This window comes from Cupriavidus cauae (genome assembly GCF_026210475.1).
Taxonomy (GTDB): domain Bacteria; phylum Pseudomonadota; class Gammaproteobacteria; order Burkholderiales; family Burkholderiaceae; genus Cupriavidus; species Cupriavidus cauae.
Genome location: NZ_CP080293.1, coordinates 1944152 through 1960667 on the forward strand (window position 1 = coordinate 1944152; position 16516 = coordinate 1960667).

At 68.1% G+C, this 16516-nt stretch carries 17 protein-coding genes and 1 pseudogene; all 18 read left to right on the plus strand.

Annotated elements, in window-relative coordinates; translation table 11 throughout:
* The first annotated feature begins 2 nt into the window (after window positions 1-2).
* The 18 genes and pseudogenes from KZ686_RS08725 (at window position 3) to ureG (ending at window position 16440) form a co-directional block, all read left to right on the plus strand.
* The gene (locus tag KZ686_RS08725) at window positions 3-1121 is read left to right on the plus strand and encodes an acyl-CoA dehydrogenase family protein (RefSeq protein WP_226109158.1); all 1119 of its coding nucleotides are present in this window, start codon (window positions 3-5) and stop codon (window positions 1119-1121) included.
* Window positions 1122-1221: 100 nt separating this feature from the next.
* Window positions 1222-1674 carry a MaoC family dehydratase gene (locus KZ686_RS08730; RefSeq protein ID WP_149319371.1) on the plus strand — a complete coding sequence of 151 codons (453 nt, stop codon included), beginning with the start codon at window positions 1222-1224 and terminating at the stop codon, window positions 1672-1674.
* 55 nt (window positions 1675-1729) lie between these two features.
* The gene (locus KZ686_RS08735) at window positions 1730-2209 is read left to right on the plus strand and encodes a MaoC family dehydratase (RefSeq protein ID WP_006576677.1); all 480 of its coding nucleotides are present in this window, start codon (window positions 1730-1732) and stop codon (window positions 2207-2209) included.
* Window positions 2210-2409: 200 nt separating this feature from the next.
* Window positions 2410-3666: an urea ABC transporter substrate-binding protein gene (gene urtA / locus KZ686_RS08740; RefSeq protein WP_149319370.1), complete on the plus strand. Its 1257-nt coding sequence runs from the start codon at window positions 2410-2412 to the stop codon at window positions 3664-3666.
* 121 nt (window positions 3667-3787) lie between these two features.
* A protein-coding gene (locus KZ686_RS08745; protein ID WP_390885778.1) for an IS3 family transposase occupies window positions 3788-4977 on the plus strand; the annotation gives its coding sequence in 2 pieces (ribosomal slippage) (window positions 3788-4076 and window positions 4076-4977; 1191 coding nt in all).
* Between the two features lie 132 nt (window positions 4978-5109).
* Entirely contained in the window at window positions 5110-6747 is a 1638-nt protein-coding gene (gene urtB / locus KZ686_RS08750) for an urea ABC transporter permease subunit UrtB (protein ID WP_265632250.1), read from the plus strand.
* Window positions 6744-7869, plus strand: a pseudogene (gene urtC / locus KZ686_RS08755) (urea ABC transporter permease subunit UrtC); the annotation flags it as partial. The gene urtB and the pseudogene urtC, both read left to right, overlap by 4 nt.
* A gap of 172 nt (window positions 7870-8041) precedes the next feature.
* Window positions 8042-8920: an urea ABC transporter ATP-binding protein UrtD gene (gene urtD / locus KZ686_RS08760; RefSeq protein ID WP_265632251.1), complete on the plus strand. Its 879-nt coding sequence runs from the start codon at window positions 8042-8044 to the stop codon at window positions 8918-8920.
* Window positions 8921-8969: 49 nt separating this feature from the next.
* Entirely contained in the window at window positions 8970-9662 is a 693-nt protein-coding gene (gene urtE / locus KZ686_RS08765; RefSeq protein ID WP_149319367.1) for an urea ABC transporter ATP-binding subunit UrtE, read from the plus strand.
* A gap of 58 nt (window positions 9663-9720) precedes the next feature.
* Window positions 9721-10605, plus strand: coding sequence for an urease accessory protein UreD (locus tag KZ686_RS08770; RefSeq protein WP_226109150.1), 885 nt, complete (start codon window positions 9721-9723; stop codon window positions 10603-10605).
* Complete coding sequence (locus KZ686_RS08775) at window positions 10593-10826, plus strand: hypothetical protein (RefSeq protein WP_226109149.1); 234 nt, start codon at window positions 10593-10595, stop codon at window positions 10824-10826. The genes KZ686_RS08770 and KZ686_RS08775 overlap by 13 nt, the downstream gene beginning before the upstream one ends.
* A complete protein-coding gene (locus KZ686_RS08780) occupies window positions 10817-11119 on the plus strand; it encodes an urease subunit gamma (RefSeq protein ID WP_149319365.1) in 303 nt (100 codons plus the stop codon). The genes KZ686_RS08775 and KZ686_RS08780 overlap by 10 nt, the downstream gene beginning before the upstream one ends.
* 280 nt (window positions 11120-11399) lie before the next feature.
* Window positions 11400-12098: a HupE/UreJ family protein gene (locus tag KZ686_RS08785; protein WP_265632252.1), complete on the plus strand. Its 699-nt coding sequence runs from the start codon at window positions 11400-11402 to the stop codon at window positions 12096-12098.
* Between the two features lie 103 nt (window positions 12099-12201).
* Window positions 12202-12507, plus strand: a complete 306-nt coding sequence (locus tag KZ686_RS08790) for an urease subunit beta (RefSeq protein WP_149319363.1) — start codon at window positions 12202-12204, stop codon at window positions 12505-12507.
* Window positions 12507-14225, plus strand: a complete 1719-nt coding sequence (ureC, locus tag KZ686_RS08795) for an urease subunit alpha (RefSeq protein WP_265632253.1) — start codon at window positions 12507-12509, stop codon at window positions 14223-14225. Before KZ686_RS08790 ends, ureC begins: the two co-directional genes overlap by 1 nt.
* A 2-nt stretch (window positions 14226-14227) precedes the next feature.
* Window positions 14228-14971: an urease accessory protein UreE gene (gene ureE / locus KZ686_RS08800; protein ID WP_265632254.1), complete on the plus strand. Its 744-nt coding sequence runs from the start codon at window positions 14228-14230 to the stop codon at window positions 14969-14971.
* A 15-nt stretch (window positions 14972-14986) separates the two neighbouring features.
* Window positions 14987-15679, plus strand: coding sequence for an urease accessory protein UreF (locus KZ686_RS08805; protein ID WP_150084783.1), 693 nt, complete (start codon window positions 14987-14989; stop codon window positions 15677-15679).
* A 137-nt stretch (window positions 15680-15816) separates the two neighbouring features.
* Window positions 15817-16440, plus strand: a complete 624-nt coding sequence (gene ureG, locus KZ686_RS08810; RefSeq protein ID WP_006578011.1) for an urease accessory protein UreG — start codon at window positions 15817-15819, stop codon at window positions 16438-16440.
* Window positions 16441-16516 lie beyond the last annotated feature (76 nt).

Below are 16516 nucleotides of genomic sequence, written 5' to 3' on the forward strand. Positions count from 1 at the left end.
CCATGAACTTCAATCTCAGCGACGAGCAGAAGCAACTGGCTGACGCGGTACGCCGCTTCATCGACAAGAGCTACGACTTCGAGTCCCGCAAGAAGGCCTACAAGAGCGAGACCGGCTACAGCGAAGCGGCCTGGAACGCGCTGGTCGAGCTCGGCCTGACCGCGCTGCCGGTGCCCGAGGCGCAGGGCGGCTTCAACGGTACCGCCATCGACATGATGGTGGTAATGCAGGAGCTGGGCCGCGGCCTGGTGGTCGAGCCGTATCTGGCGACGGTGACCGCGGCCTACGCGCTGAAGCAGGCCGGCGGCCAGGACGCCGTGCTCGAACAGGTTGCCTGCGGCGAGATCAAGCTGGCCACCGCGTTCAACGAGCGCGAGGCGCGCTACGCGCTGAACGACGTGCGCGTGACCGCCAGGGGCGGCAAGCTGAACGGCACCAAGGTCGTGGCGGTCCACGGCGGTCAGGCCGACAAGCTGGTGGTGTCCGCACGCACCGGCGGCGGCAATGCCGACCAGGACGGCATCTCGCTGTATCTGGTCGATGCCAGGGCCCCGGGCGTCACGATCCGCGACTACCGCACCATCGACAATCTGCACGCGGCCGATATCACCTTCCAGGACGCCGCCGGCGAACTGCTGGGCGCCGAAGGGCAGGGCTGGGCGCTGCTCGAGCAGACCGCCGACTACGCCGCGGTGCTGCTGTGCGCCGAGGCCGTGGGCGTGATGGACACGCTGACCGCCGCCACCATCGAGTACGCCAAGACGCGCCAGCAGTTCGGCGTGCCGATCGCGCGCTTCCAGGCGCTGCAGCATCGCATGGTCGAGATGTTCATCCATGCCGAGCAGTCGCGCTCGATCACGCTGCTGGCCGCGGCCCGCTTCGACGAGGCCAGCCCCGAGGAGCGCCGCCGCTATGTGTCGGCGGCCAAGGCCCGCGTCGGCCAGGCCGCGCGCACGGTCGGCCAGGAAGCGGTGCAGATCCACGGCGGCATGGGCGTGACCGACGAACTGCCGGCCGCGCACATGTTCAAGCGGCTGACGCTGATCAACACGACCTTCGGCGATGTCGACCATCATCTTGGCCGCTTCGCCAGCCTGCCGGAATTCCAGCAGGCGGCATGATGGCCAGCCGTTGAGGCAACACAGGCCGCGCTCGGGCGTCAACGTCCGGCGCGGCTTTTTGCTTTGGCGGACCAGAACAACCCAGCAGACTGGAGACCCCATGTCCGACACCATGTACTTCGAAGACTTCGTCGTCGGCAGCCGGCGCGAGCTCGGCTCGCGGCTGATCACCGAGGACGAGATCGTCAGCTTCGCGACGCAATACGATCCGCAGCCCTTCCACGTCGACAAGGAGGCCGCCCAGCGCAGCATCTACGGCGGCCTGATCTCGAGCGGCTGGATGACCTGCGCGGTGATGATGCGCATGCTGGTCGACAACATGACGTCGAAGTCGGCCAGCATGGGCTCGCCCGGCGTCGACGAGATCCGCTGGCTCAAGCCGGTCTATGCCGGCGATACGCTGACGGTGTTCGTGTCGGTGCTGGACAAGCGGCCGTCGCAGTCCAAGCCCGATCGCGGCGTCGTGCACACGCAGTGGGAGGCGGTCAACCAGCGCGGCGAGCTGGTCTGCACCGTCAAGGGCATGGGCATGTACGGCCGCCGGCCGGCCTGAATCCCCCATCGAACCGGAACCGTCGTTCCGGCCCGACATTGGACAAGGAGAGAAGATGCGCACCATCGCTTCGCTGGAAGAACTCGAGGGCCTGCAGGGGCAGGAGGTCGCCGTCAGCGACTGGACCGAGATCACGCAGCACCAGGTCAACCTGTTCGCCGAGGCGACCGGCGACCATCAGTGGATCCACGTCGATCCCGAACGCGCGCGGCGCGAATCGCCGTTCGGCGCCCCGGTCGCGCACGGCTTCCTGACGCTGTCGCTGCTGCCCGCGCTGATGCAGAGCGCGATGCAGATGCCGGGCGTCAAGATCGGCGTCAACTACGGCCTGAACCGCGTGCGCTTCACCGCGCCGGTGCCGGTCGGCAGCCGGCTGCGCGCCCGCATCAAGCTGCTGAAGGTCGAGCGCATCGCGCCGCCGCCCAATGCCCCGGACCTGGTCGGCGCGCAATCGACCTGGGAGGTCACGATCGAACGCGAGGGCAGCGACCGTCCGGTCTGCGTCGCGGAATCGATCAGCCGCCGCTACTCCTGACGCCCCGGTGCGGTGCGTCGCACCGCTTTGCATCATCGCACCATCGTGATGCAAGGCGCCGGCGCACCGCCACGGTGCCGTCATGCCAATGCAGTCTCCCGCGCGGCGCCAGGCCGCGTTCTTTTTTTGTGGCACGCTAGTTGCAGAAGTGCTCCCGGGGTGCGTTCTTCCTCGAACACAAACAGAGCTAGGGAGCTGCAATGAAACGACGTGAGGTGTTGAAGCTGTCGGCGTTGGCCGCCGCGGCGATGATCGGTACCAGCCCGCTGGCGATCGCGCAATCGAAAGAGCCGATCAAGGTGGGCGTGCTGCATTCGCTGTCGGGCACGATGGCGATCTCGGAGACGTCGCTGAAGGACGTCGCGCTGATGGCCATCGACGAGATCAACAAGAGCGGCGGCGTGCTGGGCCGCAAGCTGGTGCCGGTGGTCGTCGATCCCGCGTCGAACTGGCCGCTGTTCGCCGAGAAGGCGCGCCAGCTGATCAGCAACGACAAGGTCGCGGTGACCTTCGGCTGCTGGACCTCGGTGTCGCGCAAGTCGGTGCTGCCGGTCTACGAGGAACTGAACGCGCTGCTGTTCTATCCGGTGCAGTACGAGGGCGAGGAGATGTCGAAGAACGTCTTCTACACCGGCGCCGCGCCCAACCAGCAGGCCATTCCCGCGGTCGAGTACCTGATGAGCAAGGAGGGCGGCGGCGCGAAGCGCTTCTTCCTGCTGGGCACCGACTACGTGTACCCGCGCACCACCAACAAGATCCTGCGCGCCTTCCTGAAGAGCAAGGGCGTGGCCGACAAGGACATCGAGGAGGTCTACACGCCGTTCGGCCACAGCGATTACCAGACCATCGTCGCCAACATCAAGAAGTTCTCGCAGGGCGGCCGCACCGCGGTGATCTCGACGATCAACGGCGATTCCAACGTGCCCTTCTACAAGGAACTGGGCAACGCGGGCCTGAAGGCCAAGGACGTGCCGGTGGTGGCGTTCTCGGTCGGCGAGGAAGAGCTGCGCGGCATCGACACCAAGCCGCTGGTCGGCCATCTGGCCGCGTGGAACTACTTCATGTCCGTCAAGAACCCGGAGAACGACGCCTTCAAGAAGCAATGGGCGGCCTGGGTCAAGGCGAACAACCTGCCGGGCGGCGACAAGCGCGTGACCAACGATCCGATGGAAGCGACCTACGTCGGCATCCACATGTGGGCGCAGGCGGTCAAGAAGGCCGGCACCACCGATCCGAACAAGGTCCGCGCGGCGATGATCGGCCAGACCTTCAAGGCGCCGAGCGGCTTCACGCTGACGATGGGCGAGAACCACCATCTGTACAAGCCGGTGATGATCGGCGAAGTCAAGGGCGACGGTCAGTTCTCGGTCGTGTGGAAGACGCCGAAGCCGCTGCGCGCGCAGCCGTGGAGCCCGTTCATCGCGGGCAACGAGGGCAAGCCGGACAAGGTGATGTAAGGGCTGTCGTCGAGGGGGAGCAAATCACCCCCTCTCCCAGACCCTCTCCCCCCGAGGGGAGAGGGGGAACACAGTGCGGTGGTTCAATTTCCTCAGACAGGTCGATAAGTGGAAAATCACGATCGACGAGGAAAAAGACCGAACCATGAAGCAACGCCGCAAATTTGACCCTGCCTTCAAGCTGGAGGTGGTCCGGATGATCCGGGATCAAGGCCTGTCGGTGGCCGAGGTGTGCCACTCGATGGCCATTGGCGAGACGGCCGTACGGCGCTGGCTGGCCCAGTACGACGCCGAGCTCAAGGGCGAGAAGGGGATTGGTAGGCCGCTGACGCCGGAGCAGCAACGCATCCGTCAGCTGGAGGAAGAGAACCGGCGCCTGAAGGAGGACAACCTGATCCTAAAAAAGGCATCGGCCTTCTTCGCCCGCGAACTGAAGTGATGTATCACGCAGTCAGTGGTTTGCAGAAGGAGGCCATTCCCCTGAGCCGCGCCTGCCTGGCGCTGGGTGTCAGCCGCGCTGGCTATTATGCGTTCTTGCGCCGCCCCGGTGGCGACGCCAAGCGGACCAGACAGATGGTGTACGTGCGCGCCGCATTCGAGGCCAGCGGGCGCACCTATGGCAGCCGGCGGGTGGCGCGGGATGTGAGCCGGCAAGGGGTCAAGATCGGCCGGTATCGCGCTCGCACGCTGATGCGTCAGGCCCATCTGCGTCCGGTGTGGAAACGCAAATTTGTGGCAACGACCAACAGCCGGCACGACCGGCCGGTCGCGCGCAACGTGCTGGATCGACAGTTCAGACCCGCGGCGCCCAACCAGGCGTGGGTGTCGGATATCACGTATATCCGCACGCTAGAGGGCTGGCTGTACCTGGCGGTGGTGCTGGACCTGTACTCCCGCAAGGTCGTGGGCTGGTCCATGGCCGCGGCCATGCCGTCCACCCTGGTGGTAAGCGCGTTGCAGATGGCCATTGCGCACCGCAAGCCGGGGCCGGGTCTGATCGTGCATTCGGATCGTGGCAGCCAGTACGCCAGCGACGAGTACCAGAGCTTGCTGGCGCGTCACGGGATGGTCTGCAGCATGAGCCGCCTGGGCGACTGCTGGGACAACGCGGTGGCCGAACGCTTCTTCCTGAACTTGAAAATGGAGCGCGTGTGGCAGCGCCGCTACGCCGACCGGGCCGAAGCCCGGCGCGACATCATGCAGTACATCGTTGGCTTCTATAACCCCATGCGTCTGCATTCGACACTGGGGTATGAGTCGCCGCAGGATTACGAGGACAAGTTCAACCAGACCACCTTAACGACTGTCTGATAAAACTTGACCACCGCACAGTCGGTTCTCGCATTCCGCAGAGGGTGAGGGCAGCGGCGCCCCTTGTTCCGCTGCGGTTCCGCCGCCGTTCGTTCGATGGCCATCGTCTTGATCCAACCACCACCCATCTCCATGTCCCGATCCATGCTGCCCCGCGCGCCCTGGTGGCGCGCCACGCTCGCCGTGCTGCTGCTGATGGCGGCGCCCGCGCTGTGGGCGGCCGCCGCGCTGACCCAGGCCGATCTGCAGCCCCTGGCCGAAGACGATTTCGATGCCAAGCGCGCCGCCATCGTCGCGCTGGCCAAGGCCGACCCCAAGCAGGCCGGACCGATCCTGCAGGCGCTGCAGGACGACACGCTGCAGTTCGCGCCGGGCGTCGGCATGGTGCGCGTGGAGGGCGAGCGCGCGATCGACGCCATCACCGGCAAGCCGGTCGAGGTCGATGCGGCCGCGCTGCAATCGCTGACGCTGAACAACAGCCTGCGCGCGCAGGTCGACGGCGCGGCCGGCAGCCTGCTGCTGTCCTCGCCCGACGCCACGGTGCGCGCGCAGGCGATCGCCGCGCTGCTCGAGCGCCCCGAGGACGCGCCGCGCGAGGCCGTCGCCGCCGCGCGCCAGTCGGAGGCCGACACCGCGCTGCGCGCCCAGCTCGACGTGATCTGGGCCAATACCGTGCTGGCCGATGGCAGCCGGGACGAACGGCTCGAAGCGATCCGCATCCTCGGCCGCGACAGCGATCCGGCCACGCGCCAGCGGCTGCAGCCGCTGGTCGAACGGGACGAGAGCGGCCAATACCGCGAGCCCGACGCGCAACTGCGCGCCGCCGCGCAGCAGGCGCTCGACAACCTGCAAGCGAGCGAGCGCCAGGCCGAGCTGATCGGCAACCTGTTCGCCGGCCTGAGCCTGGGCAGCGTGCTGCTGCTGGCCGCGCTGGGCCTGGCCATCACCTATGGCCTGATCGGCGTGATCAACATGGCCCACGGCGAATTCCTGATGATCGGCGCCTATGCGACGTGGCTGGTGCAGTCGCTGTTCCGCACCTATCTGCCCGACGCCTTCGACTGGTATCTGCCGGCGGCCTTGCCCGCAGCCTTCCTTGCCGCCGCCGCGGTCGGCTTCGTGCTGGAGCGGCTGGTGCTGCGCCATCTGTACGGCCGGCCGCTGGAAACGCTGCTGGCGACCTTCGGCGTCAGCCTGCTGCTGATGCAGGCGGTGCGGATGCTGTTCGGCGCGCAGAACGTCGAGGTCGCCAATCCCAGCTGGATGAGCGGCGGCGTGCAGTGGATGCCGGGCCTGGTCATTCCGTACAACCGCATCGTCATCGTGGTGTTCGCGCTGGCCGTGGTGGCGATCGCCTGGGCCGTGCTGAACCGCACCCGGCTGGGCCTGTTCGTGCGCGCCACCACGCAGAACCGCACGATGGCGGCCTGCGTCGGCGTGCGCACCTGGAAGGTCGACAGCTATGCCTTCGCCTTCGGCGCGGGCATCGCGGGCCTGGGCGGCTGCGCGCTGTCGCAGATCGGCAATGTCGGCCCGGACCTGGGGCAGGCCTACATCATCGATTCCTTCATGGTGGTCGTGCTCGGCGGCGTGGGGCAGCTGGCCGGCACCATCGTCGGCGCCTTCGGTCTGGGGATCATCAACAAGTTCATCGAGCCGTTCTACGGCGCGGTGCTGGCCAAGATCATCGTCCTGGTGCTGATCGTGCTGTTCATCCAGAAGCGGCCACAGGGACTGTTCGCGCTCAAGGGGCGCAGCGCGGAGGCATGATGCAACGCTCGATCGATCCCGGCACGCGTGCCTTCTCGCTGGCGGTGCCCGCGCGCCAGCCGCTGTTTTCCGCGCGCGGCTGGCTGGCGCTCGCCGTCGTCGCGCTGCTCGCGGCCGTGGCGGTGCCGGTGTGCGCGCTGGTGCTGCCCGACACCCATCCGCTGCATCTGTCCGCCTATGCGCTGACGCTGATCGGCAAGATCATGTGCTTCGCGCTGGCGGCGATCGCGCTCGACCTGGTGTGGGGCTACTGCGGCATCCTGAGCCTGGGTCACGGACTGTTCTTCGCGCTGGGCGGCTACGCGATGGGCATGTACTTGATGCGCGCGATCGGCCGCGACGGCGTCTATCGCAGCGAGCTGCCCGACTTCATGGTGTTCCTCGACTGGAAGGAGCTGCCGTGGTTCTGGCACGGCACCGAACACTTCGGCTACGCGCTGCTGCTGGTGGTGCTGGTGCCCGGCGTGCTGGCCTGGCTGTTCGGCTTCTTCGCCTTCCGCTCGCGCATCAAGGGCGTCTACCTGTCGATCATCACGCAGGCGATGACGTATGCCGCGATGCTGCTGTTCTTCCGCAACGAGACCGGCTTCGGCGGCAACAACGGCTTCACCGACTTCAAGCGCATCGCGGGCTTCGCCATCGCCGCGCCCGAGACGCGCACCGTGCTGTTCGTGCTGACGGCCTTCGCGCTGCTGGGTGGGCTGATCGCCTGCCGCTATATCGTGACCTCGAAGCTCGGCCGCGTCGTCACCGCGGTACGCGATGCCGAGACGCGCGTGATGTTCTCCGGCTACAACCCGCTCGGCTACAAGCTGTTCGTCTGGACCTTCTCGGCGGTGCTGTGCGGCATCGCGGGCGCGCTGTATGTGCCGCAGGTCGGCATCATCAATCCGGGCGAGATGTCGCCCGCGAATTCGATCGAGATGGCGGTCTGGGTCGCGGTCGGCGGGCGCGGCACGCTGATCGGTCCGGTGATCGGCGCCTTCCTGGTCAATGGCGCGAAGACGCTGTTCACCGCGCACTTCGCCGAGTACTGGCTGTTCCTGCTCGGCGCGATGTTCGTGCTGGTGACGCTGTATCTGCCGAATGGCGTGGTGGGGCTGCTGGCGCGGCTGCGCCGTGCCGACGGTGTGCGCGCGTCCGCGCCGGCAGCGGCCTCCGCGTCGCCCGCTGCATCCGCGTCGCCCGCTGCATCCGCGTCGCCCGCTGCATCCGCGTCACCATCTTCATCCGCGTCGCCGACGACGCCCGCCACACCGATCGCGGCGCCGGCCGCCCGCAGCGGAGCAAAAGCATGATCGCCGCAACGGACCCGAACCGAAATCCGACGCCACGCCACGACGCCGCGCAGGCGGAAAGCGGCGATGCCACCGGCCTGGGCCGCGTGCTCGAGCGCGGCGCCATCGATGTCTCGCACGGCCCGATCCTCTATCTGGAGGACGTCACCGTGCAGTTCGACGGCTTCCGCGCGCTGAACAAGCTGACGCTGGCGATCGACCACGGCGAGCTGCGCTGCGTGATCGGCCCCAATGGCGCGGGCAAGACCACGATGATGGACGTGATCACCGGCAAGACCGGGCCGCGCAATGCCTCGGTCAGCGGCCGCGTGTTTCTCGGCCAGAGCATCGACCTGATGCGGTTGAACGAGCCGACCATCGCCCAGACCGGCATCGGCCGCAAGTTCCAGAAGCCCACCGTGTTCGAGCAGCACGCGGTGTGGGAGAACCTGGAGCTGGCGATGAAGGCCGACAAGCGCTGGTGGTCGTCGCTGCGCGCGCGGCTCGACGCGGACGGCCGCAACCGCATCGAGCAGACGCTGGCGCTGACGGGCCTGGAAGACGAGGCCTACCGGCCGGCGGGGCTGCTGTCGCACGGGCAGAAGCAGCGGCTCGAGATCGGCATGCTGCTGATGCAGCGGCCGCAGCTGCTGCTGCTCGACGAGCCGGTGGCCGGCATGACCGACGAGGAAACCATGCAGCTGGCGAAGCTGCTCGATGGCCTGCGCGGCAGCTGCTCGATGATGGTGGTCGAACACGACATGGAATTCGTCGCCGCGCTGGCGGGCGAGTCCGGCAAGGTCACGGTGCTGGCCGAAGGCAGCGTGCTGGCCGAGGGCACGCTGGACGCGGTCAAGCGCGACGAGCGCGTGATCGAATCGTATTTGGGGCGCTGAACTGCCGCGCTGAATTCGGCGCCGGATTGGAACGCAGAAAGGAAAACCGATGCTGCAAGTCAGCGGATTGAACCAGTACTACGGCGGCAGCCATATCCTGCGCGACGTCAGCTTCGAGGTGCCCGAAGGCCGGCTGACCACGCTGCTCGGCCGCAACGGCGTGGGCAAGAGCACGCTGCTGAAATGCCTGATGGGCGTGGTGCAGACGCGCAGCGGCAGCATCCGCTGGAATGGCCGGGCGCTGGACAAGGCGCCGCCCTACGAGCGCGTCGCCGCCGGGCTGGCGTATGTGCCGCAGGGGCGCGAGATCTTTCCGCGGCTGACCGTCGAGGAGAACCTGCTGATCGGCGCGGCCAGCCGCGGCAAGCCGGACGGTGTGCCCGACCGCATCTACCAGCTGTTTCCGGTGCTGCGCACGATGCGGCAACGTCGCGGCGGCGACCTGTCCGGTGGGCAGCAACAGCAGCTGGCGATCGGCCGCGCGCTGATGAGCGAGCCGAAGCTGCTGATTCTCGACGAGCCCACAGAAGGCATCCAGCCGTCGATCATCCAGGACATTGGCCGCGCGCTGCGGCTGCTGGTCGACGAGTTCGGCATGACGGTGCTGCTGGTCGAGCAGTACTACGAATTCGCGCGCCATCTGGCCGATCACTACGTGGTGATGAGCCGCGGCGAGGTGGTGGCGAGCGGCGAGGGCGGCCGGATGGAAGAAGAGGGCGTGCGGGAGATGATCGCGGTCTAGGCGGCCTCTCTCCTTTTCCCTGTCTTTATCTCGCTTTCTCCCGCTCCTTCGCCGAGTCATGCGCCATCCCGATTTCCCCGCCGACGATCCCGCCGCGACGCTGGCGATGCCGGCCGCGTGGCACGCCAGCCTGCGCCTGCGCTTCGCGGTGCGCGGCGAGCGCAGCGCGCTGGTCGAGCGGCGGCATGCCGGGCCGCTGATGGTGCAGAAGCCGCTGTATCCGGAGGGCGGCATCTGCCACGCGGTGGTGCTGCATCCCCCGGCCGGCATCGCGGGCGGCGACGTGCTCGACATCGATATCGGCATCGAATCCGGCGCGCACGCGGTGCTGGCCACGCCGGGCGCGACCAAGTGGTACAAGTCGCTCGGCCGCGACGCCAGCCAGTGCGTGCGCATCGTGGTCGCCACGGGCGCGCGCCTCGACTGGCTGCCGCAGGAAAACATCGTGTTCGACGATGCGCGCGCGCGGCTCGCGACCACCGTCGAGGTGGCGCCCGGCGCCAGCGCGATCGGCTGGGACGCGCTGGTGCTCGGCCGGCAGGCGTCCGGCGAGCAATGGCGACGGGGCACCGCGTGGATGGACACGCGCATCGGGCAGGGCACGCGCACGCTGTGGCGCGAGCACGCCCGCCTCGATGCCGATTCGCCGCTGCGCCACGCACGCGTGGGGCTGGACGGCCTGCCGGTGCTCGGCACGCTGTGGGCCGTCGGCGCGGGCGCGACGCAGGACCTGGCCGAGCGGCTTGCCGAGAGCCTGCCGTATCGCGCCGATCTGCGTGCCGGTGTGACCTGCCTCGCCGACGCCGAGCAGCCGATGCTGCTGCTGCGCGTGCTGGGCGCGCGCATCGAACCGGTGCGCGAGCTGATGGTGGCGGCGTGGAGCGCGTTGCGCATGCCGATCCATGGGGTCGAGGCGAAGCCGCTGCGGCTGTGGTCGACGTGATGGCGGACGTGAGGGCCGACGTGAGGGCCGACGCGAGGGCCGACGCGAGGGCCGAAGCGAGGGCCGAAGCGATGGCCGGCGTAACGGCGGAGCTGATGGCGAACGTAATGGCGAACGTCATGGCGAACGTCATGGCGGCCGTACCGGTGAACGCGATGGCCTGCGTGCCGCGCCAACCGAAAGACAACGAACCGAACACCGAGGACAGGCGATGGAACTGACGCCAAGAGAGAAGGACAAGCTGCTGATCTTCACCGCCGCGCTGCTGGCCGAGCGCCGCCGCGCGCGCGGGCTGAAGCTGAACTATCCGGAGGCGGTGGCGCTGATCACCGCCGCCATCATGGAGGGCGCGCGCGACGGGCGCACCGTCGCCGAACTGATGCATGCCGGCACCACGGTGCTGTCGCGCGAGGACGTGATGGAGGGCGTGGCCGAGATGATCCCCGAGATCCAGGTCGAGGCGACCTTTCCCGACGGCACCAAGCTGGTCACCGTGCATCAGCCGATCGTCTGACGCACTACCGGCGTATCGCAACGCATGCGCGCATCGGACGCATCGGACGCATCGGACGCATCGCACGCCGGTAAGCAGGCACGCAGGCGCGCAGGCACGCAGGCACGCAGGCACGCAGGCACGCAGGCGCGCAGGCACGCAGGCACGCAGGTGCGCAGGCACGCAGGCACGCAGGCGCGCATCGCACGCATGACGGACATCCCAGCCGCCGACTGAATTTCCGTATTTCACCGAGGACAACATGGCCGGTTTCATTCGCTCCCTTTCTTTCCAACAAGCCATGCCGCGCGGCCTGGCGCGCGCCGCGACGCATCTCGCGGCTTCGGCCACGGTGCTGGGCAGCGCGCCGGCGCTGGCCCACCCGGGCCACGACGTCGCCAGTGTCGGCGCCAGCCTGGCCTCGGGCCTGCTGCATCCACTGACTGGCGCCGACCATCTGCTGGCGATGGTGGCGGTCGGCGTCTGGAGCGCGCTGGCGGTCGGCACGGCGGGCGCGTTCGGCTCGGTCGGCTCGGTCGGTTCGCTCGGCTCGTTCGGCTCGGTCGGCTCGGTCGGCGCGGGCGGCGCGGGCGGCGGCGTGCTGCGCGTGCCGCTGACCTTCGTCGCGCTGATGCTGGTCGGGGCCGCGCTCGGCCTCGCCGGCGTTGCCTTGCCCGCGGTCGAGCCGATGATCGCCGCCTCGTTGCTGGTGGTCGGCCTGCTGGTCGCGTTGCGCGCGCGGCTGCCGGCAGGCGTGGCGATGGCGCTGGTCGGCGGCTTTGCGGTGTTCCATGGCTACGCGCACGGCGCCGAGCTGCCGCCCAGCGCCGGCGCGCTGCCGGCGGTGCTGGCCTATGTCGGTGGCTTTGCGGCCGCGACCATGGCACTGCATCTGGCCGGCATCGCCGCCGGCACGGTGCTGCGCCGGCATGCGCCGTGGCTCGCGCGCGCGGCCGGCGCCGGTGTCGCGCTGTATGGCGTCGGGTTGATGGTGGCCTGATCTGGCAGCCGACAGCCGACAGCCGACAGCCGATAGCCGACGGACGACATCCGACGGACGACATCCGACAGCACGACAGCACGACAGCACGACAGGAGACGCCATGATCCCCGGTGAACTGATGCCCGCCGACGGCGAGCTCGAACTGAACGCGGGCCGCGCGACGATACGGTTGGCGGTCGCCAATACCGGCGACCGCCCGATCCAGGTCGGCTCGCATTTCCACTTCCACGAAACCAACGCCGCGCTGGACTTCGATCGCGATGCCGCGCGCGGCTTCCGTCTCAATATCGCCGCCGGTACCGCGGTGCGTTTCGAGCCGGGGCAGTCGCGCACCGTCGAGCTGGTCGCGCTCGATGGCGACCGCATCGTCTACGGCTTCAACGGCAAGATCATGGGAGCGCTGTGATGGCGTTGACAATCGGAAGGCAGGCCTATGCAGAGATGTTCGGCCCGACCACCGGCGACCGCGTGCGGCTGGCCGACACCGCGCTGGTGATCGAGGTCGAGAAGGATTTCACGATCTACGGCGAGGAGGTCAAGTTCGGCGGCGGCAAGGTGATCCGCGACGGCATGGGGCAGAGCCAGCGGCTGGCGCGCGATTGCGTCGACACGGTGATCACCAATGCGCTGATCGTCGACCATTGGGGCATCGTCAAGGCCGATATCGGCATCAAGGATGGGCGCATCGCCGGCATCGGCAAGGCGGGCAATCCGGACATCCAGCCGGGCGTGACGATCGTGATCGGCCCCGGCAGCGAGGTGATCGCCGGCGAAGGCATGATCGTGACCGCCGGCGGCATCGACAGCCATATCCACTTCATCTGCCCGCAGCAGATCGAGGAGGCGCTGATGAGCGGCGTCACCACGATGATCGGCGGCGGCACCGGCCCGGCTACCGGCACCTATGCAACCACGGTGACCCCCGGCCCCTGGCATATGGAGCGGATGCTGCAGGCGGTGGATGCCTATCCGATGAATATCGGCCTGCTGGGCAAGGGCAATGCCAGCCTGCCGCAGCCGATCGTCGAGCAGGTCGAGGCCGGCGCGATCGGGCTGAAGCTGCACGAGGACTGGGGCACCACGCCGGCGGCGATCGATACCTGCCTGTCGGTGGCCGACGCGACCGACGTGCAGGTCGCCATCCATACCGACACGCTGAACGAGGGGGGCTTCGTCGAGGCGACCATCGCCGCGTTCAAGGGCCGCACCATCCATACCTATCACACCGAAGGGGCGGGCGGCGGGCACGCGCCGGACATCATCAAGGTCTGCGGCGAGGCCAACGTGCTGCCGTCGTCGACCAATCCGACGCGGCCCTACACGATCAATACGATCGACGAGCATCTGGACATGCTGATGGTCTGCCATCACCTCGATCCGTCGATCGCCGAGGACATCGCCTTCGCCGAAAGCCGCATCCGCCGCGAGACGATCGCCGCCGAGGACATCCTGCACGACCTCGGCGCGTTCTCGATGATCTCCAGCGACTCGCAGGCGATGGGGCGCGTCGGCGAGGTGATCCTGCGCACCTGGCAGACCGCGCACAAGATGGCGGTGCAGCGCGGCAAGCTGCCCGGCGATCCGCACGATGCGCGCGGCGGGCACGACAACTTCCGCGTCAAGCGCTACGTCGCCAAGTACACGATCAATCCGGCGTTGACGCATGGCGTCGCGCACGAGGTCGGCTCGATCGCGGTCGGCAAGTGGGCGGACCTGGTGCTGTGGAAGCCGGCGTTCTTCGGCGTCAAGCCGAGCCTGATCCTGAAGGGCGGCATGATCGCCGCGGCCGCGATGGGCGATCCGAACGCGTCGATCCCGACGCCGCAGCCGGTGCACTATCGGCCGATGTTCGCCAGCGCCGGCGGGGCGCTGCACCGCTCGTCGCTGACCTTCGTCTCGCAGGCCGCGCTGGCGGCCAACGTGGGCGAGCGCTACGGGCTGCAGAAGACGCTGTCGGCGGTGCGCGGCACGCGCACGGTCAGCAAGCGGGACATGGTCCACAACGACTGGCAGCCGACCGTCACCGTCGATCCGGAGACTTATCAGGTCGTCGCCGACGGGCAACTGCTGACCTGCGAGCCGGCCACCTCGCTGCCGATGGCGCAGCGCTATTTCCTGTTCTGACCATGCACAAGATCGACAAGCATCTTCCCGCGCCGCACGGCATCGCGCCGGTGCTGGTGCGCCGCGCGCCCAAGCTGGTGCTGCCCTTCGGCGACCGCAGCAAGAGCCGCCTGCGCGCCGTGCTCGACAACGGCGAGGAAGCCGCGATCTTCCTGCCGCGCGGCACGGTGCTGCGCGGCGGCGATCTGCTGGTGAGCGCCGACGGCACGTTCGTCGAGGTGCAGGCGGCCGCGGAATCGGTGCTGCAGGTACGGGCCGAGGATCCGCACGCGCTGATGCGCGCGGCCTACCATCTCGGCAACCGCCACACGCCGGTCGAGATCGGCCGCGACTATCTGCGGCTCGAATACGATCCGGTGCTGGCCGACATGCTGATGCGCCTGGGCGTGCAGGCCGAGCGCGCCGAGCTGCCGTTCGAACCGGAGGCCGGCGCCTACGGCGGCGGCCACAAGCACGGCCACGACGCGACCTTCGCCGAGGACTATGCGGCGGCGCAGGCGGTGTTTCACGAGCATCATGGGGGCTCGCAATCGCAATCGCAATCGCAATCGCAATCGCAATCGCAATCGCAATCGCAATCGCAATCGCACTCGCGCTCGCACCAGCACTCGCACTCGCACTCGCACCAGCATTCGCAGTTGCACTCGCATGGCCATGATCACGAGCACGGCCACGATCACCCGCATGACCATGATCATTCACATGGCGGCCACGCGCACCATGCCGGCTGCGATCACCGGCACTGACTCGCTCGCGCTGCCATGACCCAGCTCCCCCAACTGCTCTCGCTGCTGCATCTGGCCTCGCCGGCGCTGCCGATCGGCGGGTTCAGCTATTCGCAGGGGCTGGAGGCGGCGATCGACTGCGGCATCGTGCGGGATGCCGACAGCGCGGGGCAGTGGATTCGCGACAATCTGCTGCACGTGCAGGTGCATGCCGAGGCGCCGCTATGGCTGCTGCTGTATCGCGCCTGGCGTGCCGGCGACCGCGAGGGCGTGCGCTACTGGAACGACTGGTTCCACGGCAGCCGTGAGAGCGCCGAGCTGCGGCTGGAGACCGAGCAGATGGGATGGTCGCTGGCGCGGCTGGTCGGACAGATGGCATGGGGCGAGCCGGCGCTGCGCGATGATCTGGCGGCGATGTCGCCGGTGTGCCTGCCGACGGCCTTCGCCGCCGCCTGCGTCGCGCTGCAGGTCGACGAGGGCGACGGGCTGGCCGCCTACTGTTTCAACTGGGCCGAGAACCAGATCGCCGCGGCGATCAAGGCGGTGCCGCTGGGACAGGTGGCGGGCCAGCAGATCCTGCGCGGCATGCATGGCTGCGTGCTCGACGCCGTGGCCGAGGCAACGCGCCGCGCCGATGCCGAACCGCCCGCTCTGTCGACGCTGTCGCCGATGCTGGGCCTGCTGTCGGCGCGCCACGAAACGCAGTATTCGCGGCTGTTCCGCTCCTGAGCGCAGCCATGTTCCACGGGCAGACATCCGCAGCGACACATTCGCAGCCGTACATTCGCAGCCACATTGGCGGCCACATTCGCAGCCACATTCGCAGCCATACATCCGCAGCCACAAATCGAATCGGACGAGCCATCATGACCCGTACCAAGACACTCCCTCCGCTGCGCGTCGGCGTCGGCGGCCCGGTCGGCTCCGGCAAGACCACCTTGCTCGAGATGCTGTGCAAGGCCATGCGCGAGCGCTACGACCTGGTGGCGATCACCAACGACATCTACACGAAGGAAGACCAGCGCCTGCTGACGATCTCCGGCGCGCTGCCGGCCGAGCGCATCATGGGGGTGGAAACCGGCGGCTGCCCGCATACGGCAATCCGCGAGGACGCGTCGATCAATCTCGAGGCGGTCGACCGCATGCTGGCGCGTTTTCCCGATGCCGACGTGGTGTTCATCGAATCCGGTGGCGACAATCTGGCGGCGACATTCAGCCCGGAGCTGTCGGACCTGACGATCTACGTGATCGATGTCGCCGGCGGCGAGAAGATTCCCCGCAAGGGCGGGCCGGGCATCACCAAGTCGGATCTGCTGGTGATCAACAAGACCGATCTCGCGCCGTATGTCGGCGCCAACCTCGACGTGATGGAAAGCGATGCGCGCAAGATGCGCGGGGAACGGCCTTTCGTGATGGGAAGCGTCAAGTCGGGGCAGGGTCTTGACGCGGTGATCCGCTTCATCGAGCGGCAGGGCATGCTGGCGATGTAGCCGCGATAGCCGCGATAGCCGCGATGTAGCTGCGATGTAGCCGTGATGTAGCGGTGATGTAGCCGCGATGTGCGGC

What these genes read in the sequence shown, in the direction of transcription:
- ureG (WP_006578011.1), top strand. Translation starts at nt 15,817, where the DNA reads ATGACCCGTACCAAGACACTCCCTCCGCTGCGCGTCGGCGTCGGCGGC.
- KZ686_RS08785 (WP_265632252.1), top strand. Translation starts at nt 11,400, where the DNA reads ATGCCGCGCGGCCTGGCGCGCGCCGCGACGCATCTCGCGGCTTCGGCC.
- KZ686_RS08770 (WP_226109150.1), top strand. Translation starts at nt 9,721, where the DNA reads ATGCGCCATCCCGATTTCCCCGCCGACGATCCCGCCGCGACGCTGGCG.
- KZ686_RS08735 (WP_006576677.1), top strand. Translation starts at nt 1,730, where the DNA reads ATGCGCACCATCGCTTCGCTGGAAGAACTCGAGGGCCTGCAGGGGCAG.
- urtD (WP_265632251.1), top strand. Translation starts at nt 8,042, where the DNA reads ATGATCGCCGCAACGGACCCGAACCGAAATCCGACGCCACGCCACGAC.
- ureC (WP_265632253.1), top strand. Translation starts at nt 12,507, where the DNA reads ATGGCGTTGACAATCGGAAGGCAGGCCTATGCAGAGATGTTCGGCCCG.
- urtA (WP_149319370.1), top strand. Translation starts at nt 2,410, where the DNA reads ATGAAACGACGTGAGGTGTTGAAGCTGTCGGCGTTGGCCGCCGCGGCG.
- KZ686_RS08805 (WP_150084783.1), top strand. Translation starts at nt 14,987, where the DNA reads ATGACCCAGCTCCCCCAACTGCTCTCGCTGCTGCATCTGGCCTCGCCG.
- ureE (WP_265632254.1), top strand. Translation starts at nt 14,228, where the DNA reads ATGCACAAGATCGACAAGCATCTTCCCGCGCCGCACGGCATCGCGCCG.
- KZ686_RS08780 (WP_149319365.1), top strand. Translation starts at nt 10,817, where the DNA reads ATGGAACTGACGCCAAGAGAGAAGGACAAGCTGCTGATCTTCACCGCC.
- KZ686_RS08730 (WP_149319371.1), top strand. Translation starts at nt 1,222, where the DNA reads ATGTCCGACACCATGTACTTCGAAGACTTCGTCGTCGGCAGCCGGCGC.
- urtE (WP_149319367.1), top strand. Translation starts at nt 8,970, where the DNA reads ATGCTGCAAGTCAGCGGATTGAACCAGTACTACGGCGGCAGCCATATC.
- KZ686_RS08790 (WP_149319363.1), top strand. Translation starts at nt 12,202, where the DNA reads ATGATCCCCGGTGAACTGATGCCCGCCGACGGCGAGCTCGAACTGAAC.
- urtB (WP_265632250.1), top strand. Translation starts at nt 5,110, where the DNA reads ATGTCCCGATCCATGCTGCCCCGCGCGCCCTGGTGGCGCGCCACGCTC.
- KZ686_RS08725 (WP_226109158.1), top strand. Translation starts at nt 3, where the DNA reads ATGAACTTCAATCTCAGCGACGAGCAGAAGCAACTGGCTGACGCGGTA.